The organism is Geomicrobium sp. JSM 1781026 (assembly GCF_041949955.1).
Taxonomy (GTDB): Bacteria; Bacillota; Bacilli; order Bacillales; family Marinococcaceae; genus Geomicrobium_A.
In genome coordinates this window covers 13358-35387 of the sequence record NZ_JBHFQF010000017.1, presented here as the reverse complement: position 1 = coordinate 35387, position 22030 = coordinate 13358, and the positions used below count along the sequence as shown (strand labels likewise).

Here is a 22030-nt window from a genome sequence, read left to right as displayed (position 1 = left end):
CAAAACTTGCTTGTGATCGCCTGACGGAACGTATGAACGAACATCACGCTTAAATTTTTGAGAGCAACCTTATTCTGATAGGATTTATCTGTGCTTTTTTAAGAGGAAGACTTATGAAATTGATTCATATATATAAGTTGAACTAAAGAATATCTTCACAAACGAATGGTACACCAACCGTTAAAGCCTAAAGTTCACCGACTTTGAGATCGATCATCATCAGCTTCAATAGACGTAGAAAAGATGAGTATCTACTGCTATTGGCCTCCAAAGTGTACGGATCGAGTTGAATGCCAATATTGAGCAACCCCAGTTCAGCGACGTCGTCTATTCAGTACCGTTGCTTGGAACGAAAGGCGGTGACGCCTGTAGAAGTTGGGCCGAGACGAGACCCCGCAGGTCGCAAGACCGAGGAGGCTCGGCCGGTCCTCCGCGGTAAAGAAAACACGGTGGGCGTCTTTTGACCACCGATGTTGACCTTATACTCTGGAGTGTAAAGAAAACACGGTGGCTGTCTTTTGGCCGCCGATGTTGCCCTTATGCTCTGGAGTGCAAGCATCCGCCTGAAGTGGAAAGCAACAACAAACTGGGTAATCAGGAAAATGTTAAGTTCATCCTATATAGAAGAAAAAATTGATGATTCCGTTTGTAAATGCTATACACATTCATTCGACGTCGTCACTTACGCAGCAAAGTCTACTATTTCTCCCAACATGTCCACGTTAAGAGCAATGCTGTCAAACGCACTCATTCAACTCGGGAATTAGAGTGAAACAACTAGTTAATTCACTCAAAAAAGCCTTGAAGCGGTGTGCACAACCGCTTCAAGGATCTATATGAGAGTTTACCTAATTACCTCTCTGGTACAACATCTTGATTGATTTCTTTTTTCTTTTCTCTTGTTTGGATTAAGAAGCTTTGAACGATCATAAACAAACTGCCTGTCGCCCAGTATAGCGAAAGGGCTGAAGGTAATGCAAAACCAATGAATACGATCATCACTGGCATGATGTATTGAATCATCTTCATTTGAGCGGCCATTTCAGCAGGCATTTGTCGGCTGCTTAATTGCACTTGTCCAAGCATGAGCAAACCTGCAACCACTGGCATAATCATATACGGGTCAGGTTCACCTAAATTCATCCATAGAAAACTGTGTGTTGCAATTTGCTCGGTACGTATAATCGCGAAGTAAAATGCCATCAGAATCGGCATCTGAATCACGACTGGTAAACATCCCGCCGCAGGGTTCACACCGCTCTTTTGATAAAGCGAGATCATATCTTGTTGCATCTTCTTTTGGTCATCTGGGTTTTTGGGGTCATATTTGCCCCTCAACTCTTCAAGCTCCGGTCTTAGTTGTTGCATTGCTTTACTACTCTTTTGCTGCTTTAGAAACAGCGGCAAAATAAGAAGGCGAATCATAATCGTCATTACGACAATAGATAAGCCGTAACTTCCATTTAAAATGCCAGCAATTTGTATGATCAACCAAGAAAGTGGAAACACAAAGAAGTGATTCCAAATGCCTTCACTTTCTGAAGTAATCGGTGCTTGGTCAACCCCACATGCTGAAAGCAACACGACCATAAGTGCTATTATGAGTAATACAATGGATTTGTTTTTCATTAACGTTACTCCTCCTCGTTTTGAATTCGACAGATTCAAACGAGTGGAGACGGTTGTTCATCATCATCAGCTGCATAATGGTCATCGAGCGAAGGCACTTTACGAATTCGCGTAGAATCAAGACGAATGGGTGAATTGATACACATTTGATATCGCTCATATTCACGCGTGCGTTGCTCCAGTTTGCGTCCCATCCAACTTACATTCAACTCCAGCATCATATGGATTTGAATGCCTAAAAGGGCAAACTGTGAAAACAATACCATATACGAGAACCAATGGGCATCTGACAGTAATTCAATCATGGGCAGCGCCCCCTTTTTATATGCCTTTAAAGTATATCAAAGTTCATGCCAAAAACCTAATTCGTCCATTAATTGGATTTAGAATTTTGTATGGCGTTTTTGAACATCTGTATCAATTTGCCTTGTGAATATTGAAGCACACCTCCGCGGTACACCTTTGCAGCAAACATTGCTAAAAGAACGATCGTTGCCACCATGATAATGACTGATACGATCAGTTCCCACATGCCCGCTTCTCCCATTCCAACACGCAAAAACATAATCATCGGAGTAAAAAACGGGATATACGATGTGACGACAGCGATAGTCGCTGATGGATTACTCAAACTAAACATTGAAATTAAAAGCGCAAGAATGACGAGAAAATTCAATGGGCCTACAGCCAAACCAACGTCCTCAACTCTTGTAACGACGGAACCGAGCATCGCTGCTAGCGTTGCATATAGAAAATAACCGAGTACAAAAAACAACAGAGCGAGCAAAAAGAGATCAAAAGAAAACAACGTCTCACTCGTAAGTTCAGGTACATTCAGCGGCTCAGAAGGCAAATCACTCGGTGCTCCAGTAAACAGCAAGTCTGCGCTAGCCGTCAAAAGCATTGCCATAAACAAAATCGCGTATTGGCTCAGCCCGACCAATCCTACCCCTAGAATCTTACCGAACATCTGTTGAATTGGCGTAACACTAGAAATGAGAATTTCCATCACGCGTGATGATTTCTCCGCAGCTACTTCTGATGCAATCATGTTCCCTAAAAATAATACGGTAAAATAGATAACAAAGAGCAAAATGTAAACAAAGAACCTTGCTTGGTCCAGTTCCGCTTCTGATCTGGATGTATCATCAAGCGCCGTCTGTGTTAGTTCTACATCTGCATAGATTGCATCCAACTCTTCTCTTGAAATGTCAAGCGCTTCCATACGTCTTTCTTCAATGATACTTTGAAGTGTTGATTCTAACTGTGCTGGCAAATAAGTGCTGTTAATCGACGCTGCATAGTAAGAAGCCGTCAATTCTTCGGACGGCTCGTCCCACTGGAGCTCTAGAAAAGCATCGTACCCTGCCTCTTCAATGTCATCTAATGACGGAGATGCTCCCCCAGGTTCCACATCGAAGATTTGTATGTTCGTTTCTTGATGATCCAATACGTCCCGCATTGATTGGGCAAGTGATTCTGTCTCATCAACAACGCCAACCGCAAATGACCGCTCCTCAGGGGCATCATCAAAATAACTCATCAATGTATTCATATTCAAGATCGTAATCATAAAAATCGCCATCAAAAAAGTCGTAATGAAAAAAGTCTTGGATTTTACCTTTGTCCAATAGGTATGAGACAACACAAGCCATAAGTTTCGCATCATCGGCCACCTGCTTTATCAACAAAAATGTCGTGCAAAGTAGGTTCCTCTAATTCAAATAACGTAACGACCCCACGCCCTTGTAACCAATTAAAGATGACGGGTACCATATCTCTCGATGTGATATCAATCACTTTTTCCTCAGTGCTGCCCGAGACTCCGATGACCCCTGAGTACTCTTCTAATGCACGAATGTCAAAATCACACCGAACACGAAGTTTACGGTTTTTGTAATTGGCCTTCACTTCACCTAACCGCCCGTTTACGACTTGCTCACCATCCTTTAAGATTGAAAGGTTCTCACAAAGGGACTCCACTTGATTCATTTGATGACTGGAAAAAACAATCGTGGTCCCGTCTTTTTGCAAGTCAAGAACTGCTGCTTTTAATGTATTCATGTTAATAGGATCTAGTCCACTGAAAGGTTCATCTAAGATTAACAATTCCGGTTGGTGCATGACTGCCGCAACAAATTGTATTTTTTGCTGATTGCCTTTTGATAATTGTTCAATTTTTACATTTTTGTACTGTTCAGCTTGAAAGCGTGACAACCATTTCGATGCTTCTACTTGAACTTCTTGCTTTGTCATACCACGAAGCCTGCCTAGATAGATGAGCTGTTCCATCACCTTTAATTTCGGGTATAACCCCCGCTCCTCTGGAAGGTAACCAATCGTTCTTGGAGACATTCGAGACACTGGCCGACCGTCCCAAAGCACATCACCAACACTTGCCTTAAGTAACCCAATGATTAATCGAAAAGTCGTCGTTTTTCCTGCACCATTACTGCCAAGTAGGCCGAACATTTCCCCACGTTCAATTGTAAAAGATATATTATGTAAAGCGGTTTTTGATCCGAATCGTTTCGTCACTTGTTGGATCTGAAGAGACACAAGCTCACCTTCTTTTTATGTTCGTTTCTGTACTATAGCAATTCCTTCTATGAAGAACAAGTTTCTGCACGCTTTTCTGACATATGGTATAATTTTGACAAAATAACGAAGGTGGTATTCTTATGAATTATGCACTCACAGTCTTCAACAAATCCGGTGAATTATTGTTAAATGAATCATTCGTTTTTGAAAGCGACGAAGAAGCCATCTCTCATGGCAAAAGCATGCTCGCAGAACACAATTATTTAGAAACGACACATCGCCTCGTTCGAGCTGGCAAGCTATTATTATTCTACCGTTAAAGAAAAATCCGGTTGGTGCATTCACCAACCGGACGATTTTAATATAAACTCACCTTCATCTGCTTTCTAAACACTTCCTTAATCATATAGGCAAGCCCACTTTGCTCGGCTGATCGTGTCGTCCAGTTTCCTGCTTGCTGAACGCTCATTGGTGCCTGCCCCATCGCTACACCAATTCCAACCGAAGACAATAACCCTTCATCTCCATGTTTAACACCTGTTGCAACAATTTCTTCTGGTCTTACTCCCAGTTCATGCGCTAAGAATAATACCGCTTCTCGTTTGTTCGTTTCTTTCTTTATAATATGGACGCTGTGATCTTTATCCATTTGCAACATTTGAATGCCAGGAACTTTTTCTAGCAGATGGTTAGATGCAATGTCCATTTGATCATCTGATTCGAACTGTACCTTCATTCGCAACGGCTCAATGCGATGCAAATCAAGGTGGTCGCTCATATGATCAACGACGGTTTGCGAGAAGATTGATTCACTTAAACTAACCGTCATTTTCCCTAAGAAATTCTGAGGTTGTTGCTGACGATTCGTCAACTCAAAGTTTTCGTGCTCGACAACAAATTGACATGAGAATCGTTCAAGTTCTTCTGCTAGATCCCTTGCCATCTCAACAGGCATTCTCTCTACATGCAACGGTTTATCTGCTCTTCCCGCAATCATTGCTCCACCATAAGAGATATACTCATGATTGATTTTGAGTAATTTAGCTAACCGCTCAGCTTGTTGATGTGTACGATTTGTACACAACGTAACGTATACCCCTTTGTCTTGCACAAACTCAATGGCTTCCTTCGTCGATCTGGAAATTCGGCCATTGTCCTTTAAAATTGACCCATCCACTGATAATACGAGCATCCGATAATTCATTCGATTTTCCTCCTCTTCGTACCGTATCCATTGCTACACAATATGTGTGACGAAAGGAAATTAGAACACGTCCGAGTTGCAACCCGTCCACAAATATTCACGTGAGCTACCCAGCTATACTACAGGAAAGCCGACAGAACGATTACAACTTAGACTGAATTCTATATAGGTTGGATCAATGAATGCCCTGAACATTTTGAGGAAGCCGCTTGTGCCCGCTAGATCATAAGCAAAGATCAATCGGTTCACACTAGAAGTAGTCATTGATATTTTTTGGAACTATGTCGCTACATATATGGAAAATGAGAACTTATCATTGTCATTGACCGCCTATGTGTTCGGATGGAGCCCATCTATATGTTGGTCTAAAGAAGTTTAGTGGTTCCTAAGGTTTTAAGTGCATCAAGCCTACTCCCTATGCGCTCATCGTAAGAAATTCATCCACTATTTCGGTCACAAAGAGTAACAAACCATCAGCACGAATCATGCCGAGGATCGTTCGGTTTTTCTTCGGCACCCGAGGTGCCGATGGTTGATAGCTATTCAGGTTTATATGAATGCTACGGGTTGAAATTCGGTTGTATAACCGAGCATTCATAGACCTCCCGCCCACGATCAGGTAAATGGCGGTGTTGCAAAGTGGTCTAGATCGTTTCAGGCGTGACCTAGATCACCATTATCCTAATCATTTCCAAATGTTATATTAAGAGGTTCATGTGAGCATACACCACCTCACACTTCCTCGGGTGCTTGGATGTCGGTAGTTCCGGAAGATTGGGCTCGATGCGGAAGCAACGTAACGGTTTGTACAATGTTTATTAAGTGAGAATGTAAAGTTCAACAACACCAACCATTCAATACCGTTGATTAGAACGAAAATAGGTGACGCTTGCGTAAGAATGAACGAGTATCATTTCGCAAGTCGTAAGGTCATTCACGAGCAAAGGGAAATGGATATACAGCTAATTCTGTGCCAATTGTTCTACGTGGAAATCCCCGCATAAAAACGCCTATGTGAGAATTTCTATGAATATGTATGCCTTTCCTTGCTCAAATCCCCACTTAAAAAAGTGAAATGCCCACGTGAACACGTTTACGATGGGATTTAGCACCGACGATTGCGCCTAATTCGATATAATCCCCACATAGCCATTCCACTCGCGGGCAGACCAGACAGGCGCAGCGAAACTTTACCATTATGAAGTGTATTGTTGAAAATCGCACCAAAGAATTACTAATGCGCGTTGTGTAGTTCTCTTAGCAGCATGAAGGCAAAAAAAACCGAGTTGGTGCTAAACACCAAGCTCGGTTCATTTTGTATTATTCACTTTCTGGAGTGCCGTATAGTTTTTCTAGAGGTTCTGTGATCGTTTGGTTTACTTGTCCAATCACATTGCTCATTTGTTGCTCTTGTTCCATCAACTCAGAGATTTTCTCATGTTGTTGAACCATTTCAAATTGCTTTTGCGCTTGCATAATTTCTTCTTCTGTTGGTTGCTCACCTTGCATTTGCTTTTCTTGAAGAGTGAGTTGAATTTCACGGAAGTTTGTTAGCATACGGTTCGCAACTTCGTCGCTCTCTACTTCTTGATGGAGACGCTCTAATGCTTTAAATTCTTCACTTTCAGCAATTGCATTGGCTAGTTCTTTTGCTTTATCTTGTAAGTTGCTCACTTGATGACCTCCCTAATTTTGATCGCTTAACGATCAAGCATCCTCACGAGGATAACATACCTTTTCCACCGAATGAAAGGGAAACGGCATAATTAGATGAACATGAGCAATATCAATCCTTGAATGAAACCGATGATCGCTCCTAAAACCCCGCCTAAGTATTTAATGAGACGTAGTTCGCGATTGGCAATGGAGAGTACAATCCCTTCCAACTGCTGAACTGAAAAACGATTAATCTGATCAGCGACAACTTCCTGTAAATTGAGGAGCTTTAGAAATTCAGGTAACTTTAATTGAATCATTCGGCTGGAGCGACTTACTGCAGCATCAACAATTCGGTCAATGATTTCTTCATTGACGTAAGCTCCCCACTCGTGAATCGGGCGATTTGTATACTTTTCAATGGAAAACTTGTCAAACACATAAGCAGTGAGCTCTAATTTCAGCTCATGGGCTTGTTCCTTAGAAACGTAACGATTGAGCGGTTCGTTTAGCATGTCTTCGAACTCTGATTGTACCTTTTGATTTACCCACACTCTCATATCATCTGAAGTGATTGCTTTAACAATTTCAGGATACACCTTTTCAATGATTCGGTCCGTTTTAACGAACGATCCGAGCATTTGGACAAGTGATCCTTGTCTTTCGAGAAAACGCCTCACAATATTTTGCATCTGTTCTCGTCCTTCATGAGAATGCAAATACGTTTCAATTCGTTGGAAAACCCATTCGTTTACTTCAGGTAGTTTATCTGTTGTTCTTTTCATCAATTCTTCTGGTACAAGATGAGCAAGTGGTTGTTGTTCAATTTCCAAAAGCCATTCATCAAATTTATGATCCAGTCTTCTTTCAAGCTGATAACGAAGTTTTTGATCGATGTCAATGGTGGAATCATAGCTTTTAACAATGTCTGCCAATGATCGTTCTTCGGTGTGCACCCACTGTGTAACACCTTTTTTTATCCACGCTTTCATCTGTTTTTGAAACTCAGGGTTTGTAAGCTTCTCTTCAATCCCTTCAGCGGTTAACAGATGATTCATGACCGTTTTCCCTAAATGGTTTGCAATGTCTGCTTGTCGTTTCGGGATTAGCCCTGGAGTTAATGGTAACTTTTTTTTCCCTATGTACCTCGCACCGTAAGGGCGAAATAACATGCCAATCGCAATAATATTCGTAAATAAGCCAATAACACCGGCAATAAGCATCGAAATCAAGATGATCAGGATGGCATTCACACAAACGTCTCCTTTGAAAAACGACAGTTTTAGATTCTTTTCGCTAGTCATGATACCATAAATTCATGACAACTGTGAGAAAGGAGCATCAGAATGTTTAGTCATTTTCAATATGAAACCATTAAGAATAATTGGGTAGCGAAAGAATGGAAATTCTCTTTTTTTTATAAAGGTGTTCATTGTGAAGGAACCTATTCAGGTGAAGGTCAAGTGAAGTGGTTGCATGCACCGAAGGAAGACATAGAACAAGTAGAAACTCATGTTCATGATCTTATGCTTTATCATGAGTTTGAAGAACACAATCCAAACAGCCAATAAAATGATATACGAAAAGGCAGCATAAAGCTGCCTTTTCAAGCCATCTGTATTTAGTTAGATGATCATTGATGGTTATTTTTGATAGCCACCCATTTGTTGCTCAGCCATTTGAACTAAGCGTTTTGTGATTTCCCCTCCAACTGAACCGTTAGAGCGTGCTGTTGAGTCTGGTCCAAGTTGAACACCGAACTCAGAAGCGATTTCATACTTCATTTGGTCTAGTGCTTGTTGTACACCAGGTACGACAAGTTGGTTTGAACTGTTGTTGTTCGCCATGTTTTATCTCACCTCCCTCTCTGTGTACCTATAGTTTGACTCGATTTGATTTCTCTATCCCCACTTTTTAATTAGTAAGTTCATCCAGTTTTATTTCTAACCTAAAAAAAGCCCCAAAATGGGGCTTTACACCGGTGTAACACTTCTTTTTTTCACTGGAGGTTGCACTGATTTTTGTTCATATTGCTTAAAACGGCTAATCAACTCACCCCGCAATAAGTCAGGCTCTACAATGTCATCAATGATCATTTCTGATGCTAACCGGTACACATCAATATTTTCTTGATATTCTTTTCGCTTAGTAGCAACAAATTGTGCCCGCTCTTCTTCAGGCAACTCTTGTATCTTGTTCGCATACACAGCGTTTACAGCGGCTTCAGGACCCATGACAGCAATTTGAGCGCTTGGCAATGCAAGAGTACAGTCCGGTTCGAACGCTGGCCCTGACATGGCATATAAACCTGCGCCGTAGGCTTTTCTAACGATAACCGATATTCTCGGTACAGTCGCACTGCTCATCGCCGACAGCATTTTTGCCCCGTGACGTATGATGCCTGCTTTTTCAACGCGAGTACCGATCATAAACCCTGGAACATCTGCGAGGAAAAGAAGCGGGATGTTGTACGCATCACAAATTGTCATAAACCGGGCTGCTTTATCCGCAGAATCATGGAACAATACGCCGCCTTTCATCTTTGGCTGATTGGCAACAATTCCAACGACAGCACCGTCCATCCGGACAAAACCCGTAATAATCTCAGGAGCAAACAGTTTTTTTACTTCATAGAAGCTGTTTGCATCTGCGATATGGTCAATGAGTTCATACATATCGAAAGGAGCGTTTTGATTGTCAGGAATAATGTCTTCGAGTGTTTTTTCTTTACTTGAAGGTAGCTGAGCCTCAATCTTTTTTGGCTTGTTCGCAAAGTTCTTCGGCATATAACTTAAATATTTCTTAGCGGATTCAATGGCTTCGTCCTCATTACTAGCGAGCACATCCCCGCAGCCAGATACCGAGCAGTGCATTCTTGCGCCGCCCATCTCTTCCAGGCTTACTCGCTCGCCAATGACCATCTCTGCCATTCGCGGGGAGCCGAGATACATGGACGCATTTCCCTCAACCATAATAACCAAATCACAAAATGCTGGAATATAGGCACCACCTGCAGCTGATGGTCCAAACAGCAAACAAATTTGTGGGATTTGGCCAGACAATGCAATTTGGTTATGAAAAATTCGACCTGCTCCTCTTCTGCCTGGAAACATTTCAATTTGATCCGTAATCCTTGCTCCTGCTGAGTCAACGAGATAAAGCATTGGTACTTGCAGGCTTTCGGCTGTTTCTTGAATACGAATGATTTTTTCAACGGTCCTCGAACCCCATGAACCTGCCTTAACCGTAGAATCATTCGCCATAAAGCAGACAGACACGCCAGCAATATCGCCCATTCCAGTTACGACGCCATCTGCTGGTAAGTCTCCAGCCATCACATTCGCAAATTTACCGTCTTCAAGGTGAATCGTACCTTCATCAAGCAACTTCTCTAGGCGCTCACGAACGAACATCTTTCCTTTATCTGCATTACTTTTATGATACTTTTCGTTTCCTCCGCTCGTAATGTCTTCGGTCATTTGTTTGTGGCTGCCAGTCGTATCAATCATTACGTGCACCTCCGCTATTTGCCTGTATACTGTGGTTTACGCTTCTCTTTGAAGGCGAGTAAGCCTTCTCTTCTGTCCGCTGTAGGAACGGTGTGCTCGTAGCACGCTCTTTCTATTTGTAGCCCGGTTAACAAATCGACTTCTTGTCCTAGATCAACGGCTCGCTTTGCTTGTCTTAGAGCGAGAGGACCGTTTTTAGCGATCTTTTCTGCAAGTTCGAATGCATGTTGCCTTACGTTTTCTACGGCTGTACTCATTTCAAGCAGTCCAATCCGCTCTGCTTCTACACCATTAATCAACTCACCGGTAAATATTAATTGTTTTGCTTTTCCAGAACCTAGCAACCTGCTGAGTCGTTGTGTTCCCCCTGCGCCTGGGATAATGGCAAGTGATGTCTCTGGAAGACCGTATTTGCCTTCATCTGCACCGATGCGAATATCCGCAGCTAACGCCAGCTCTAACCCACCACCGAGAGCGCTACCTGTGAGCGCTGCAATCGTCGGTTGCGGAATTTCGGATATTTCATGAATGACAGACTGAATGCGCCTTACCGCTTGCAAAACTTCAGATTCTGACATGCCTGCCCGTTCTTTTAAATCTGCTCCTGCACAGAAAACTTTCTCACCCGTAGACGTAAGGACAACCGCACGAACGTCTTGTTCTGCTTTTAGCGATTCTACTATGTCATGAAGTCCGAGCAAAACGTCTTTAGAAAGGCTGTGCGCCTGTTTTTCACGCTGCAGTTCAATTAAGGCAATACCTTCTGAATTTACGGACCATTCAACGAGACTCACATTCATCACGCTCCTTACTCAATTTCAAACAATTGATCTCCTTCGTTTACGAATTCTCCTTCTTGCTTGAGCACGGCTTTAATCGTTCCTGCCTGCTCTGATTGAATTGGAATTTCCATTTTCATCGATTCCAAAATCGCAACTTCTTCTCCCGCTTCTACAAGGTCTCCCTCGCCTTTTAATACTTTCCATAAATTCCCTGCCATCGATGCTTGAATGTTCGCCATCTCTTACCACTCCTTATTTAGATACAGGTTGAATGTGTTCTTTTACAAAATTTGTTGTGAAATTAAATGAAGTAAATGCTTCATGAGAAAGCACTTGTTGAACAAAAGGCAAATTCGTCTTGATGCCTTCAATGACTGTGTTATCGATTGCGTTTTGCAGTTTTTTGATTGCGTCTTCTCGATCGGTGCCATGAACGATCATCTTTGCCACCATCGGATCATAAAATGGGGTCACTTCTGTCCCTTCTTCAATCGCAGTATCTATACGAATATCATTAGGCACACGCAATGTTGTGATTGTACCTGGTGATGGAAAGAAGGTGACGGGATCTTCTGCGTATACACGGCACTCCATACTATGTCCGTGAAAGGATACATCTGACTGTTCATAGCTAAGCTTTTCTCCACTAGCAATTCGAATTTGCTCTCGTACAATATCGATACCTGTAACCAATTCTGTTACCGGGTGTTCAACTTGTAGTCGTGTGTTCATTTCTAGAAAATAAAATTCTCCATCTTCCACGAGAAACTCCAACGTGCCGGCATTTTCGTAATTTAAAGCCTGTACTGCTTTTATAGCTGCAGCTCTCATTTTTTCTTTCGTTTCTTCGGGCAGACCTTCGGCTGGTGATTCTTCAATCACCTTTTGATGTCTACGTTGGATGGAACAATCCCGTTCGCCAAGATGGATGTGGTTGCCATACGAATCGCTCAACACTTGTACTTCGATGTGACGCGGTGCAGTTAGTGCTTTTTCTAGATACAACGTTCCAGATCCAAAATAATTGGAAGCCCGACGTTGATTGCTACTAAACGCTTTTCTCAATTCTTCATCGTTATGCACAAGCTCCATGCCAATACCACCCCCACCTGCAGCAGCTTTTACCATAAGCGGATAGCCAATCGCTGCACCAAGTTCTACCGCTTCATCTGCTGAGGACACATAGTGGTTACCAGGAAGTACAGGCACGCCCGCTTCTTCCATTGTGCGTCGCGCTGACACTTTATCGCCCATTTTCTCAATGACGAGTGCACTCGGTCCAATAAAGGTGATTTCGTTATCATGGCACGCCCTTGCAAATTCAGGATTTTCTGATAAAAATCCGTATCCAGGGTGAATCGCGTCGACGTTAGCCGCTCGAGAAACTTCTAGAATTTTCTCGATACTCAAGTAACTCTCTTTTGCATTTGCAGGTCCAATAGGGTACGCTTCATCCGCCATTTTCACGTGCAAACTCTCTTGATCGGCTTCAGAATAGACGGCTACCGAGTGTATATTCATTTCTTTTAACGACTTAATAATTCTGCAAGCAATTTCTCCTCGATTCGCAACAAGTACCGTTTTTAGCATGCTGACCACCCTTTTCAAATTCTGTACTCATCGTGCGTTAGCCAATCTCTCTGCTAATGACAAGTCGCTGAATTTCTGAAGTCCCTTCTCCAATTTCCATTAGTTTCGCATCTCTGAGCATACGTTCGACTTCATATTCTTGCATATACCCAGAACCACCATGAATTTGAATGGATTGGTTACAAACTCGTGTTGCCATTTCTGATGCGTACAATTTGGCAAATGCTGCTTCTTTTTTGAAAGGTTTTTTCGCGTCTTTCAGCCAAGCAGCCTTATGAACCATCGTTCTTGCCAGTTCAATCTCCATTGCCATATCTGCAAGCTTAAATTGAATCGATTGAAAAGAACCAATATTTTTACCAAATTGCTTTCTTTGCTTCGCATACTCTCGGGCCCGATCATATGCTGCTTGTGCGATTCCTACCGCTAACGCTCCAATTGAAATTCTGCCTCCGTCTAACGTATGCAAAAACTGTCCAAACCCTTTTTCTGGGTCGCCTAATATATTCTCTTTAGGAATGCGGACGTCTGTTAGAATGAGCTCTGTCGTATTTGATCCTCTTACTCCCATCTTTTCATATGGGCTTGTTATTGTAAATCCATCGAGGTGTGTCGGAACGATAAACGCCGATATATTGTTTCGACCGTTGTCTTTCTTACCTGAAACGGCTGTGATAATCACTGCCTTCGCATATGCAGCATTCGTAATCCAACATTTCTCGCCATTAATCACATACTCTTCACCATCGAGGACCGCTGTTGTTTTTGTGCCACCTGCATCACTGCCAGCATTCGGTTCTGTTAGACCAAAAGATCCTAGCGATTCACCGGTGCATATTGGGACAAGAAAGTCTTGTTTTTGTTGTTCGTTACCAAAGTTCAACAATGGACTCGCGCCTAAAGAAACCGATGCTGCATAGCTGAGTCCCGTTCCCCCACAAGCATTCCCTACTTCTTCAACCGCAATCGCATAGGATACCGTATCGGCCCCGGCACCACCGTATTGCTCTGGGATCGGCAACCCTAAAAGACCAAGGTCTCCCATCTTCTTAAAAGTTTCTTCTGGGAATCGACCTGTACGGTCAACCTCAACCGCTTTTGGTGCAATCTCACTAGCGGCAAAATCTTTCACCATATCGCGAACCATTCGTTGCTCTTTCGTTAGTTCGAAATTCAATTTGATCGCCTCACTTCACTTCAGAAATTTAACTGAGCAAGCGCTCAATCGGCACACAAACGTAAACGCTTACACCTAGATTACTACAACATCCAGCAATCGTCTACCGATTTTTCTTAATATTTAGATGGTGAGATTCGCTCCAATTACCGATTTCTCACTCGGTGGAATTTCAGTAAACGGGGGATCATATAAATGAGTATCTTGTGATGGTATCATCTATGCTATACTATTAGTAACCTGTTGAATTTTTGGGAGGGGAGGACTGAACAATTTGGATTTGGTATTCCCGATGATTCTTGGATCAATCATTGTTGTTACTTTATTGTTATGGTTTAGCGGATATTACGTATTGCTTAAATTTGTAAAGAAAATGGAAACGAGATGGCGAAGGTTATCGCATCTTCTTCACCGTCTTGACCGTTTATCAAGTGAATACCTCATTTCTTTAGATACCGATGGGAAGCTTGCACCTGGCACATCTCAAACCATTCAAAGACATATTGATGATATGCACAATCCAATGTTAGGGCGCAGCGAACAGCTGCATGCGTATGCCATCGTTCATGAACGGTTGGAGGAGATTTTTGACAGCGTTGAACTTGCAGAGGACGAACAAGCTCTTCAAGAAATGGAAACTGACCTTCAATCAACACTTACACTTGTAGCTTCTGCAAGCCAAGCATATGATGCTTCTGTCAAGCGCTACAATAAGAGCATTACGACAGTCCCGACTAAATATGTCGCTGGCATTCACCACTTTGAATCACAATATTTGCTAGATGATTCTGTGAAGAAATGGGAGACGAAAGATCAAGCTCCTTCAAATTAATTGATTACAATTTTATTAAGAATTGTGGAATATTGGATTTTTATATGCTATATTAACGCCGACGGGGTTTTTCTCGTTTCAACGTTTGATCGAGTTTTACCCTGCTTACTTTGCATTACCTTCTTGATGCGTGTATTTTGACCTTGGCGACCATTTTATGGTCGTCCTTTTTTATGTGAACGCCACCTCTCCTCGAAACCACCGAAAAGCGAACGACTCTCTAAGCTACTCGTTAACGCGACAGATCGAATCCGGTCTCAGTGGGAGTTTCATTACGATGTAGCGATACGATCCTAAATTATCCCACCATAGATCATATCGAGACCGCTGAAAATCGTACGACCTTCTTTGAGACATCCCATTTTAACACGACAATTTCATGTTATAAAAATGAGTATAATAATTAATCGTTCGAGCTTTTCTCCTGGAATTATCTGGATTTTATTGGAATACAGCGAGCGCTCTACACGAGTTAAATTAAAGAGATTTATCCGGTTACAAAATCGGGATTTACAATGGAAATTAATAGCGGCAATGAAGCTATATCACCCCACATAAACTTGCCACATCCGTTGACTGAGCATTGGCGCGGGCCATGGAAGTATATAAAATGAACGTAAGATACTCCTGATTTGCCCTGTTGGGAGTTGGTTTCCACTTCAGGCGGATGCTTTTAGTCCAGACTACAAGGGCAACATCGGAGGTCAAAGCACGCCCACCGTGTTTTCTATGTACTCCAGAGCACAAGGATGAAACGGTTCACGTTCTCGCCTACTGGTTACGGTGGGGGAAAGAAGTTCAAATGCCCCATAAATTCATTTATGTGACACTTGAGTAAGAAAATTCATCATTTTAAACGTGGATGCGCACATAAACGGAGTCAACGGTCACAAATCGCGATATATGTGACCGTTGAGGGCCGAAAGTGCCCGGTTTAAGAGCTGGATTGTCACATACGTGAAAGGTCATCACATGCTGGTGCCAGGTAGTGACCCATGGCCACGTCTTTTTACCTCTTGGCATACGTTTTCTGTGTTGCCCGCAACACTAGCGGATCACTCACATCGTTTGTGTTAACGAATAAATGAAGTGCTGTTCAATTCATTAATATAAGAACGTGACGCGATTTTTCAGTGATATAGCCCGTGTCTATGATGGGATTTTCTATTTATAACAAAAGAAATACTGCTATACGTTTTTTATTTCCCTTTTTCAGTGAGCTCTTTCGGCAAAAGGTGGTCTCGCATAACTATTTCGTTTTCCGATGAATTCGACGTCCATCAAACGTAAAAACGGTCTGTTTCTCGGAACATGTTGTTTCAATGTGTACGGGTCTTCCCCACAACACGTACAAATAAGGGATGGTTCGTTCTAAGTCTTTAACGTCTAGTTCATTTCCCTCATATTGATGAGTGATATACAATTCACCAGCTCGTAAATAATTTCCATCGGTTACAGTTAAATAGGGAAATCCACCATTTACTCTCGAAGCGACGAGTTCATCCCGAACGTGCGTCCAATCTTTGTCAGTGACCTCATACTGATTCCCTTTTTTTCCAAATACGTACATATCTTCACGATCAACCAAATCCTTCGTAAGATAATTGCGAAGAAACGATGCATCTGACTCTAATTCGCGAACTTCAAAGATCTTTTCCCTGCCACTGCCTTCTTTCACTCCAATTCTCTTTAGGTCCTCATTCGGATGGTCATACCGCTCTTCAATGTCTTCAAAGATCTTCAAACCCAAATAATATGGATTGATTGATGTTTTCGAAGGTACAACGACACTTGCATTCAGCTTCGCGAATTCAATAGATTCAGAAAACGTCAAATCCATTTCCCGCATAATTCGAGCGTGCCAATACGATGCCCAGCCTTCGTTCATAATTTTCGTCTCAAGCTGCGGCCAGAAATATAACATTTCTTCTCTCATCATCGTTAAAATGTCGCGTTGCCAGTCTTCAAGCTCCGTGCTATGTTCTTCAATGAAAAGGAGCACGTCTTTTTCAGGCTGTTCTGGGAACGTTTTTTTCTTCTTTTTCACTCCAGAGTGCGTAACGTCTCGATCTACGTCCCAAAGATCATCGTATGGGGTTGATTTTTTCTTTTCGGCAACACCCGTTCCTTCATCCTTACTTTGTGGAATTCGATACGGATCAACATGTTCTTGCACAGCTAAAATTGCATCTAGAAACTCTTCAACTTCTTGTTTTCCGTGCACTTGTTCATAGTGGAATATTCGCTCAGCAGTCGCACTCATACTTTCTACCATATCTTTCCTCGTACCTTGAAAACGACAATTATTCTTAAAAAAATCACAATGCCCAAGCACATGGGCAACAATGAGTTCATTTTGAATGAGACTGTTATTATTCAGTAAAAACGCATAACAAGGATCTGAATTAATGACAAGCTCATAGATCTTACTTAAACCTAGATCATATTGTACTTTCATTTTGTGGAATTGCTTTCCAAAGCTCCAATGTGAAAAACGTGTTGGCATTCCGTATGCACCAAATGTATAGATAATATCGGCTGGACATATTTCATAACGCATCGGATAAAAATCTAGACCAAATCCTTCTGCGATTTCTGTAATTTCTTCAATTCTCTTCTCTAATAAGCGGTGTTCCTCAACAGACATTCCCGCTCCCCTCCATTCCATACTTCTATTATTTATATGTGAAAGTCGCTAAGTGATGAATGGATGACGATGTTTTATCTGGCAATTGATGAGGTAAAGGAATAAAAAAGGAGGCTACAAACATGATCATAAAAAAGCAGATGGTCGCTAGTGGCCGCGTTCAAGGGGTCGGGTTTCGACAATTTGTCTACGAGGAAGCGAAAAAACACCATCTTTACGGCTCGGTAAGAAACCGCAATGATGGTGCTGTGGACATTGAAGTAGAAGGCACAAATGAAAAGGTTACAGAGTGGGTTACTCGCATTAAACAAGGAAACGGTTTCTCTGAAATTCGAGAATTAACGAGTCAAGAAACGGATGAAATTAATCATAACAAAACGTTTTCGATTCGCTACGACTAGCGTATTTGCAAATGGTGTAAGGACTCGACGACTCGATTTACCGGTAATTTACGCAAATAAAATACGTTTTGCATCACTTCTTGCAAATCGGCCAGTGATTTAATTTGCCGTTCTGTTTTGCCGCCATTTCTGTTTCGCAATGTGAGACGATCGTTTTTAAGGGAGATCATGATTTGCCGGTTGTTGCACCACTTATCAATGCGTAATTGCGTCATATACGGTGCATTCGTTTCAAACGACGCCTTTATTGGGTCAATGAGATCATCTAGCGTGTTGCGAACATTTATTTGGAAAGGGAGCGGTTTACTCACTTGTCTTCCCCCAATTGACCGAACATACTCGTATCTCCCATTGCCTGAAGTCTTCTTAACAATCACCCGTTCTCCTGCGAAAATCGGTGTTTGCTTTTCTCCGTTCGTAAGGGAAACGGGAGCTAACATTGGTGTTGGCGTTCCGGCATCCACATACCAAAGGTTTTTCTCTTCGTTTAATGTGACAAGTAGTGCTAGATGGTCCCCTCCTGGCAATATATATTGCACGCGAAAACCAACCGCTTTTAACAGTCTTGCGAACTGAATGTTTAACGTAAAACACGTCCCACCTGTTTGAAAAGATTCAAATCGATTGAGGAAATCCTCCACGCGAATTAAACGATTCTTGGCATACTTGTCCCAATGTAATTTGCTTACGTTTTCAAATGGAAACACATGTCGATGTGCTTTTAGCAATTGTTTTAAGTACACCAGCGAAGGCTCTCTTAAAGGAATCTGCAAATGGGAAAGATACCGATGCACCCACGTCATATTGTTCACCATCCATTCATCACACCGCATACACTCTTTTATTCCGAAAGTTGGTCGTTTACATCGTTCATGACCGCCTCGCTAATGTCTTCCAGTGCCTGTTGAACAAGGTGGTTCGTTTTAGCTTGAGCACCTGTGTAAATCTTCACTTTTGGCTCTGTACCTGAAGGGCGTATGCACACCCAAGAATCATCCTCTAAAAAGTACTTTAGAACGTTTGATTTTGGTAATGCAATGTCTGAATATGTGCCTCTTGACACATCCGTTCGTCTGCTCGAGTCATAATCTTCAATCTGAACAATCTTTCTTCCTGCAAACTCCTCAGGAGGCGTGTGGCGATAATGCTGGAGCAACCCTTCAATTTTCTTTTGCCCTGCTTGGCCCGTCAGCTCAATACTGTTTGTCTTTTCTTTGAAATAGCCAAACTGCTCATATAGCCTATTTAACCGCTCTTTTATGTTTTGACCTTCTGTTTGTGCTACGAGGGCAAGTTCAGCTACGATTAGTGCAATTTGCACAGCGTCTTTGTCCCGAACGAAAGAACCTGCTAAATAGCCATATGACTCTTCATAACCAAACAAAAATGACTTGTCCGTCGTCTCGTACGCTTTAATTTTCTCTGCAATAAATTTAAAGCCTGTTAATGTATCTTCACAGTTTGCGCCGTAATGCTCTGCTAACTGTCTTCCGCTCTCTGAAGTTACAATCGTCTTTAAGATGATATCATTTTCCGTTAATGGCCTTTGTTTCGCCGTTTCTTCCAGTACATAATGTAAAAGTAATAAGCCAGTTTCGTTTCCGGTTAAAAGTCGATAGCCATTTGCCTCGCTTTTATCTCGAACAGCAATGCCGACACGATCAGCGTCAGGATCTGTTGCAACTAACAACTCTGCACCCACTTGTTGACCTCGTTTTGTAGCGAGCTCAAATGCTTCTTCTTCTTCAGGGTTTGGCAAAGATACTGTTGGAAATTGCGGATCTGGCTCCGCTTGTTCATCAACAACGTGCACATTTGTATATCCGTTTCTATGGAACGCATCTAGCACAGGACGATGCGCTGTTCCATGTAAAGGCGTAAATACGACAGTCACATCTTTACCTTGCGACTGTCCCAGCTCAGGATGGTGTAAAAGTTTCGAAAGTTCTTCTTGATAACGATCGCTCACTTCGTCACCAATCATCTTCAGTGAACCATTTTCAATTGCTTTGTCTTCGTCGGCCGTCGGAATGCTTAGTTCATCTTCAATTTTATTAACAAACTTGATCAACTCATCCGACGCTTTAGGTGGCAGTTGTGCGCCATCACGATTATAAATCTTTATGCCGTTATATTGCGGCGGATTGTGGCTTGCAGTAATCATAATGCCCGCTATCGCTTGGCGTTCGCGAACAGCAAATGAAAGGATAGGGGTTGGTGCGAGTTGTTCAAACACTTCCACAGTGAACCCAGAATAAATGAGCGTAATCGCAGCTTCCAGTGCAAAGTCTTTTGACATATGTCTAGAATCGTACGCAATGACGACCGTTTTCGACTTCCCTTCTTGCCCATTTAAATATTCCGCGAGCCCTCTCGCTGCTTTTCTTACTGTAAAACGGTTCATTCGATTAGGACCGACCCCTATTTCCCCTCTCATTCCACCTGTACCAAAAGCGAGTGGCTGATAAAAACTGTCCTGCAGCTTAGAAGTGTCGTCAACTGTTTGTAGGTGGTCCAGTTCTAATTTCAGTGGATCATCCTGTTTCAAATTCTCCGCCCAATGTTTAATGATCTCTTTCATCATTTCCTCCCCCATCGCTTAAAAAGCCGATAATCCTGTTCGTTCTTGAATTCTATATAACCAATATTTCCAAGTCTGTCCTTCTTCGTACTCTGAAAAGTCATTTGTATAGTCGGCTTGTTCGGATTCCCATAGTTTGTTGAAGTAGTCATCTACAGATTGCATGAATGGTTCCTCTGCAGAAGCTGCAAATAAAAGGTTTGTTTCCAAGTTCAAATCATCTAAATTACGTCTAGTAAAATTTGCTGAACCACCATTTACTATAGCCGTGCTGCCATCGGTCATATACAGCATCTTTGTGTGGTATTGTTCACCTAAAGTATTGTACCATCTCACCTCAATGTTGGACGAGTGCTGTTCCAATTCATACGCAACTGGCCGATTAGGGACACCATTTTTTTCATGTCCAAATGCCTCTCCATTTGCGTCAAGAATAAGGCGTATGCTCGCTTGTCGATCAGCGGCAGCTTTTAATCTTTCAATAACGTCTCGGTCTGACAAATAGAAAAGTCCGAGCCAAATTTCTGTTCCATCATTTGCTTCATCAATTGATTTTAGAATCTCTTCTTTAATCGCACCCTCGGTAACTACCTTGCCTTGAAGGCCCCCATCGATTTGTTCCATATAATCGACGTTGGTTTCTAATCCAGTGAAGGCTTCACCTGACCCTGACATTTCTGCTACAGCAGTTTCAGTATCCAGTAGATGTTGAACGAGTGGGCCTTCTATATAAAAAGCAACATTTGAATGATTTGCACTAGCATCGTGGGCATTCGCTGAGGTGACTAGACCACTCCGTTCATTCAGTATGACTTTACGGTGGTTCGCTTTTGAATTGAGTAAATCTAAATAAGAACGAACCGTTACTCGTTCTGCTTCCGAACTAAATGGGCTTGGAAGCCACCCTCCTTCGGGTGTACCAAACCATTGAATAAACCCTCGCCATAATCCACTATAAATCGGGTTAGAATCTGGCATTTGTCTCATATCCGTCCAGACGAGCTCGATACCGACATCTTCCAGCGAGGACAAGTGTTCTGGAGTTCGACTGCCATAAAAACTATTAATTCGATCAGTAATCGCAATAATTGTTATATCTGGATCAGTCGTTTTTTTTGTAATAAGCTGTTCGCTTAACCAGCTCGACAGAGGGGGAAAAGCTAATTCCGAAGGATATTCATCATTGAAAAGAAACATATCAACAACGAGAAAATCCTCTGCATCTTGAATCATTTGCTCAACAGTTGCAAAAATCTCATGATCTTGTTGTCTTGTGCCCGATTCATCTACGTATGTATAATCAAATAAAACTTCAGCAGTTGGTACGGGCTCAAATCCACTATTATAACTCAAATGTTCTTCTGGGAGCGGTTTGAATATGCCATATCCCATAAAAATAATGTAAACAATAATGAAGGCAATGGATATTTTTCCAGCAGTGTACCTTTTAAGTGGCTTGTTGCGTAAACGATCCATAGTCA

22 protein-coding genes are annotated in these 22030 nt (G+C 42.2%); 4 read left to right on the top strand and 18 right to left on the bottom strand.

The genetic code is table 11. The features are described from left to right. Window positions 1-852 precede the first annotated feature (852 nt). From yidC to ACE1TF_RS19705, 4 genes are all read right to left on the bottom strand, one after another. Entirely contained in the window at window positions 853-1629 is a 777-nt protein-coding gene (gene yidC / locus ACE1TF_RS19720) for a membrane protein insertase YidC (RefSeq protein ID WP_375019292.1), read from the bottom strand. Window positions 1630-1664: 35 nt separating this feature from the next. Next, window positions 1665-1934 (bottom strand): hypothetical protein, encoded by a 270-nt coding sequence (locus tag ACE1TF_RS19715; RefSeq protein ID WP_042404506.1) that lies wholly within the window; start codon window positions 1932-1934, stop codon window positions 1665-1667. Between the two features lie 68 nt (window positions 1935-2002). Continuing rightward, a complete protein-coding gene (locus tag ACE1TF_RS19710) occupies window positions 2003-3295 on the bottom strand; it encodes an ABC transporter permease (RefSeq protein ID WP_375019290.1) in 1293 nt (430 codons plus the stop codon). Continuing rightward, on the bottom strand, window positions 3295-4188 hold the full coding sequence (locus tag ACE1TF_RS19705; RefSeq protein WP_375019288.1) for an ABC transporter ATP-binding protein: 894 nt from the start codon (window positions 4186-4188) through the stop codon (window positions 3295-3297). The genes ACE1TF_RS19710 and ACE1TF_RS19705 overlap by 1 nt, the downstream gene beginning before the upstream one ends. A gap of 122 nt (window positions 4189-4310) precedes the next feature. On the opposite strand from ACE1TF_RS19705, the gene ACE1TF_RS19700 reads away from it, so the two are divergent. Then, a complete protein-coding gene (locus tag ACE1TF_RS19700; RefSeq protein ID WP_042404205.1) occupies window positions 4311-4490 on the top strand; it encodes a YhzD family protein in 180 nt (59 codons plus the stop codon). Between the two features lie 38 nt (window positions 4491-4528). On the opposite strand, the gene ACE1TF_RS19695 is transcribed toward ACE1TF_RS19700, so the two are convergent. From ACE1TF_RS19695 to ACE1TF_RS19680, 4 genes are all read right to left on the bottom strand, one after another. Then, entirely contained in the window at window positions 4529-5374 is an 846-nt protein-coding gene (locus ACE1TF_RS19695; RefSeq protein ID WP_375019286.1) for an HAD-IIB family hydrolase, read from the bottom strand. A 415-nt stretch (window positions 5375-5789) separates the two neighbouring features. Further along, a complete protein-coding gene (locus ACE1TF_RS19690) occupies window positions 5790-5972 on the bottom strand; it encodes a hypothetical protein (protein ID WP_042404201.1) in 183 nt (60 codons plus the stop codon). A 722-nt stretch (window positions 5973-6694) separates the two neighbouring features. After that, a complete protein-coding gene (locus ACE1TF_RS19685) occupies window positions 6695-7048 on the bottom strand; it encodes a YlbF family regulator (protein ID WP_042404200.1) in 354 nt (117 codons plus the stop codon). A 92-nt stretch (window positions 7049-7140) separates the two neighbouring features. Then, the gene (locus ACE1TF_RS19680; RefSeq protein WP_375019283.1) at window positions 7141-8283 is read right to left on the bottom strand and encodes a DUF445 domain-containing protein; all 1143 of its coding nucleotides are present in this window, start codon (window positions 8281-8283) and stop codon (window positions 7141-7143) included. A gap of 93 nt (window positions 8284-8376) precedes the next feature. On the opposite strand from ACE1TF_RS19680, the gene ACE1TF_RS19675 reads away from it, so the two are divergent. Further along, complete coding sequence (locus ACE1TF_RS19675; protein WP_375019281.1) at window positions 8377-8601, top strand: DUF5342 family protein; 225 nt, start codon at window positions 8377-8379, stop codon at window positions 8599-8601. A 72-nt stretch (window positions 8602-8673) separates the two neighbouring features. Here the strand turns inward: ACE1TF_RS19675 and ACE1TF_RS19670 are convergent, their stop codons facing one another. The 6 genes from ACE1TF_RS19670 to ACE1TF_RS19645 all read right to left on the bottom strand — a co-directional run bounded on the left by ACE1TF_RS19670 (window position 8674) and on the right by ACE1TF_RS19645 (window position 14088). Beyond that, complete coding sequence (locus ACE1TF_RS19670) at window positions 8674-8877, bottom strand: alpha/beta-type small acid-soluble spore protein (protein WP_042404192.1); 204 nt, start codon at window positions 8875-8877, stop codon at window positions 8674-8676. Window positions 8878-9003: 126 nt separating this feature from the next. After that, window positions 9004-10539: an acyl-CoA carboxylase subunit beta gene (locus tag ACE1TF_RS19665; protein WP_375019278.1), complete on the bottom strand. Its 1536-nt coding sequence runs from the start codon at window positions 10537-10539 to the stop codon at window positions 9004-9006. 14 nt (window positions 10540-10553) lie between these two features. Next, complete coding sequence (locus tag ACE1TF_RS19660; RefSeq protein WP_375019276.1) at window positions 10554-11333, bottom strand: enoyl-CoA hydratase-related protein; 780 nt, start codon at window positions 11331-11333, stop codon at window positions 10554-10556. Between the two features lie 14 nt (window positions 11334-11347). Beyond that, entirely contained in the window at window positions 11348-11560 is a 213-nt protein-coding gene (locus ACE1TF_RS19655) for an acetyl-CoA carboxylase biotin carboxyl carrier protein subunit (RefSeq protein ID WP_042404189.1), read from the bottom strand. Window positions 11561-11573: 13 nt separating this feature from the next. Beyond that, window positions 11574-12911: an acetyl-CoA carboxylase biotin carboxylase subunit gene (locus ACE1TF_RS19650; protein WP_375019274.1), complete on the bottom strand. Its 1338-nt coding sequence runs from the start codon at window positions 12909-12911 to the stop codon at window positions 11574-11576. Window positions 12912-12948: 37 nt separating this feature from the next. After that, window positions 12949-14088: an acyl-CoA dehydrogenase family protein gene (locus tag ACE1TF_RS19645; RefSeq protein WP_375019272.1), complete on the bottom strand. Its 1140-nt coding sequence runs from the start codon at window positions 14086-14088 to the stop codon at window positions 12949-12951. A 274-nt stretch (window positions 14089-14362) separates the two neighbouring features. On the opposite strand from ACE1TF_RS19645, the gene ACE1TF_RS19640 reads away from it, so the two are divergent. After that, window positions 14363-14920, top strand: a complete 558-nt coding sequence (locus ACE1TF_RS19640; protein ID WP_042404188.1) for a LemA family protein — start codon at window positions 14363-14365, stop codon at window positions 14918-14920. A gap of 1249 nt (window positions 14921-16169) precedes the next feature. Here ACE1TF_RS19640 and ACE1TF_RS19635 read toward each other — a convergent pair. Beyond that, window positions 16170-17567 carry a SpoVR family protein gene (locus ACE1TF_RS19635; RefSeq protein WP_375019270.1) on the bottom strand — a complete coding sequence of 466 codons (1398 nt, stop codon included), beginning with the start codon at window positions 17565-17567 and terminating at the stop codon, window positions 16170-16172. Between the two features lie 122 nt (window positions 17568-17689). On the opposite strand from ACE1TF_RS19635, the gene ACE1TF_RS19630 reads away from it, so the two are divergent. Continuing rightward, window positions 17690-17968, top strand: a complete 279-nt coding sequence (locus tag ACE1TF_RS19630) for an acylphosphatase (RefSeq protein ID WP_052364141.1) — start codon at window positions 17690-17692, stop codon at window positions 17966-17968. On the opposite strand, the gene ACE1TF_RS19625 is transcribed toward ACE1TF_RS19630, so the two are convergent. From ACE1TF_RS19625 to ACE1TF_RS19615, 3 genes are read right to left on the bottom strand one after another with little or no spacing between them, the layout of a single operon-like run. Next, window positions 17965-18771, bottom strand: a complete 807-nt coding sequence (locus ACE1TF_RS19625) for an arylamine N-acetyltransferase (protein ID WP_042404187.1) — start codon at window positions 18769-18771, stop codon at window positions 17965-17967. The genes ACE1TF_RS19630 and ACE1TF_RS19625 overlap by 4 nt on opposite strands. Before the next feature lie 38 nt (window positions 18772-18809). Next, window positions 18810-20549, bottom strand: a complete 1740-nt coding sequence (locus tag ACE1TF_RS19620; RefSeq protein WP_375019267.1) for a phospho-sugar mutase — start codon at window positions 20547-20549, stop codon at window positions 18810-18812. Between the two features lie 18 nt (window positions 20550-20567). Next, window positions 20568-22025 carry a phospholipase D family protein gene (locus ACE1TF_RS19615; protein WP_375019265.1) on the bottom strand — a complete coding sequence of 486 codons (1458 nt, stop codon included), beginning with the start codon at window positions 22023-22025 and terminating at the stop codon, window positions 20568-20570. Window positions 22026-22030 lie beyond the last annotated feature (5 nt).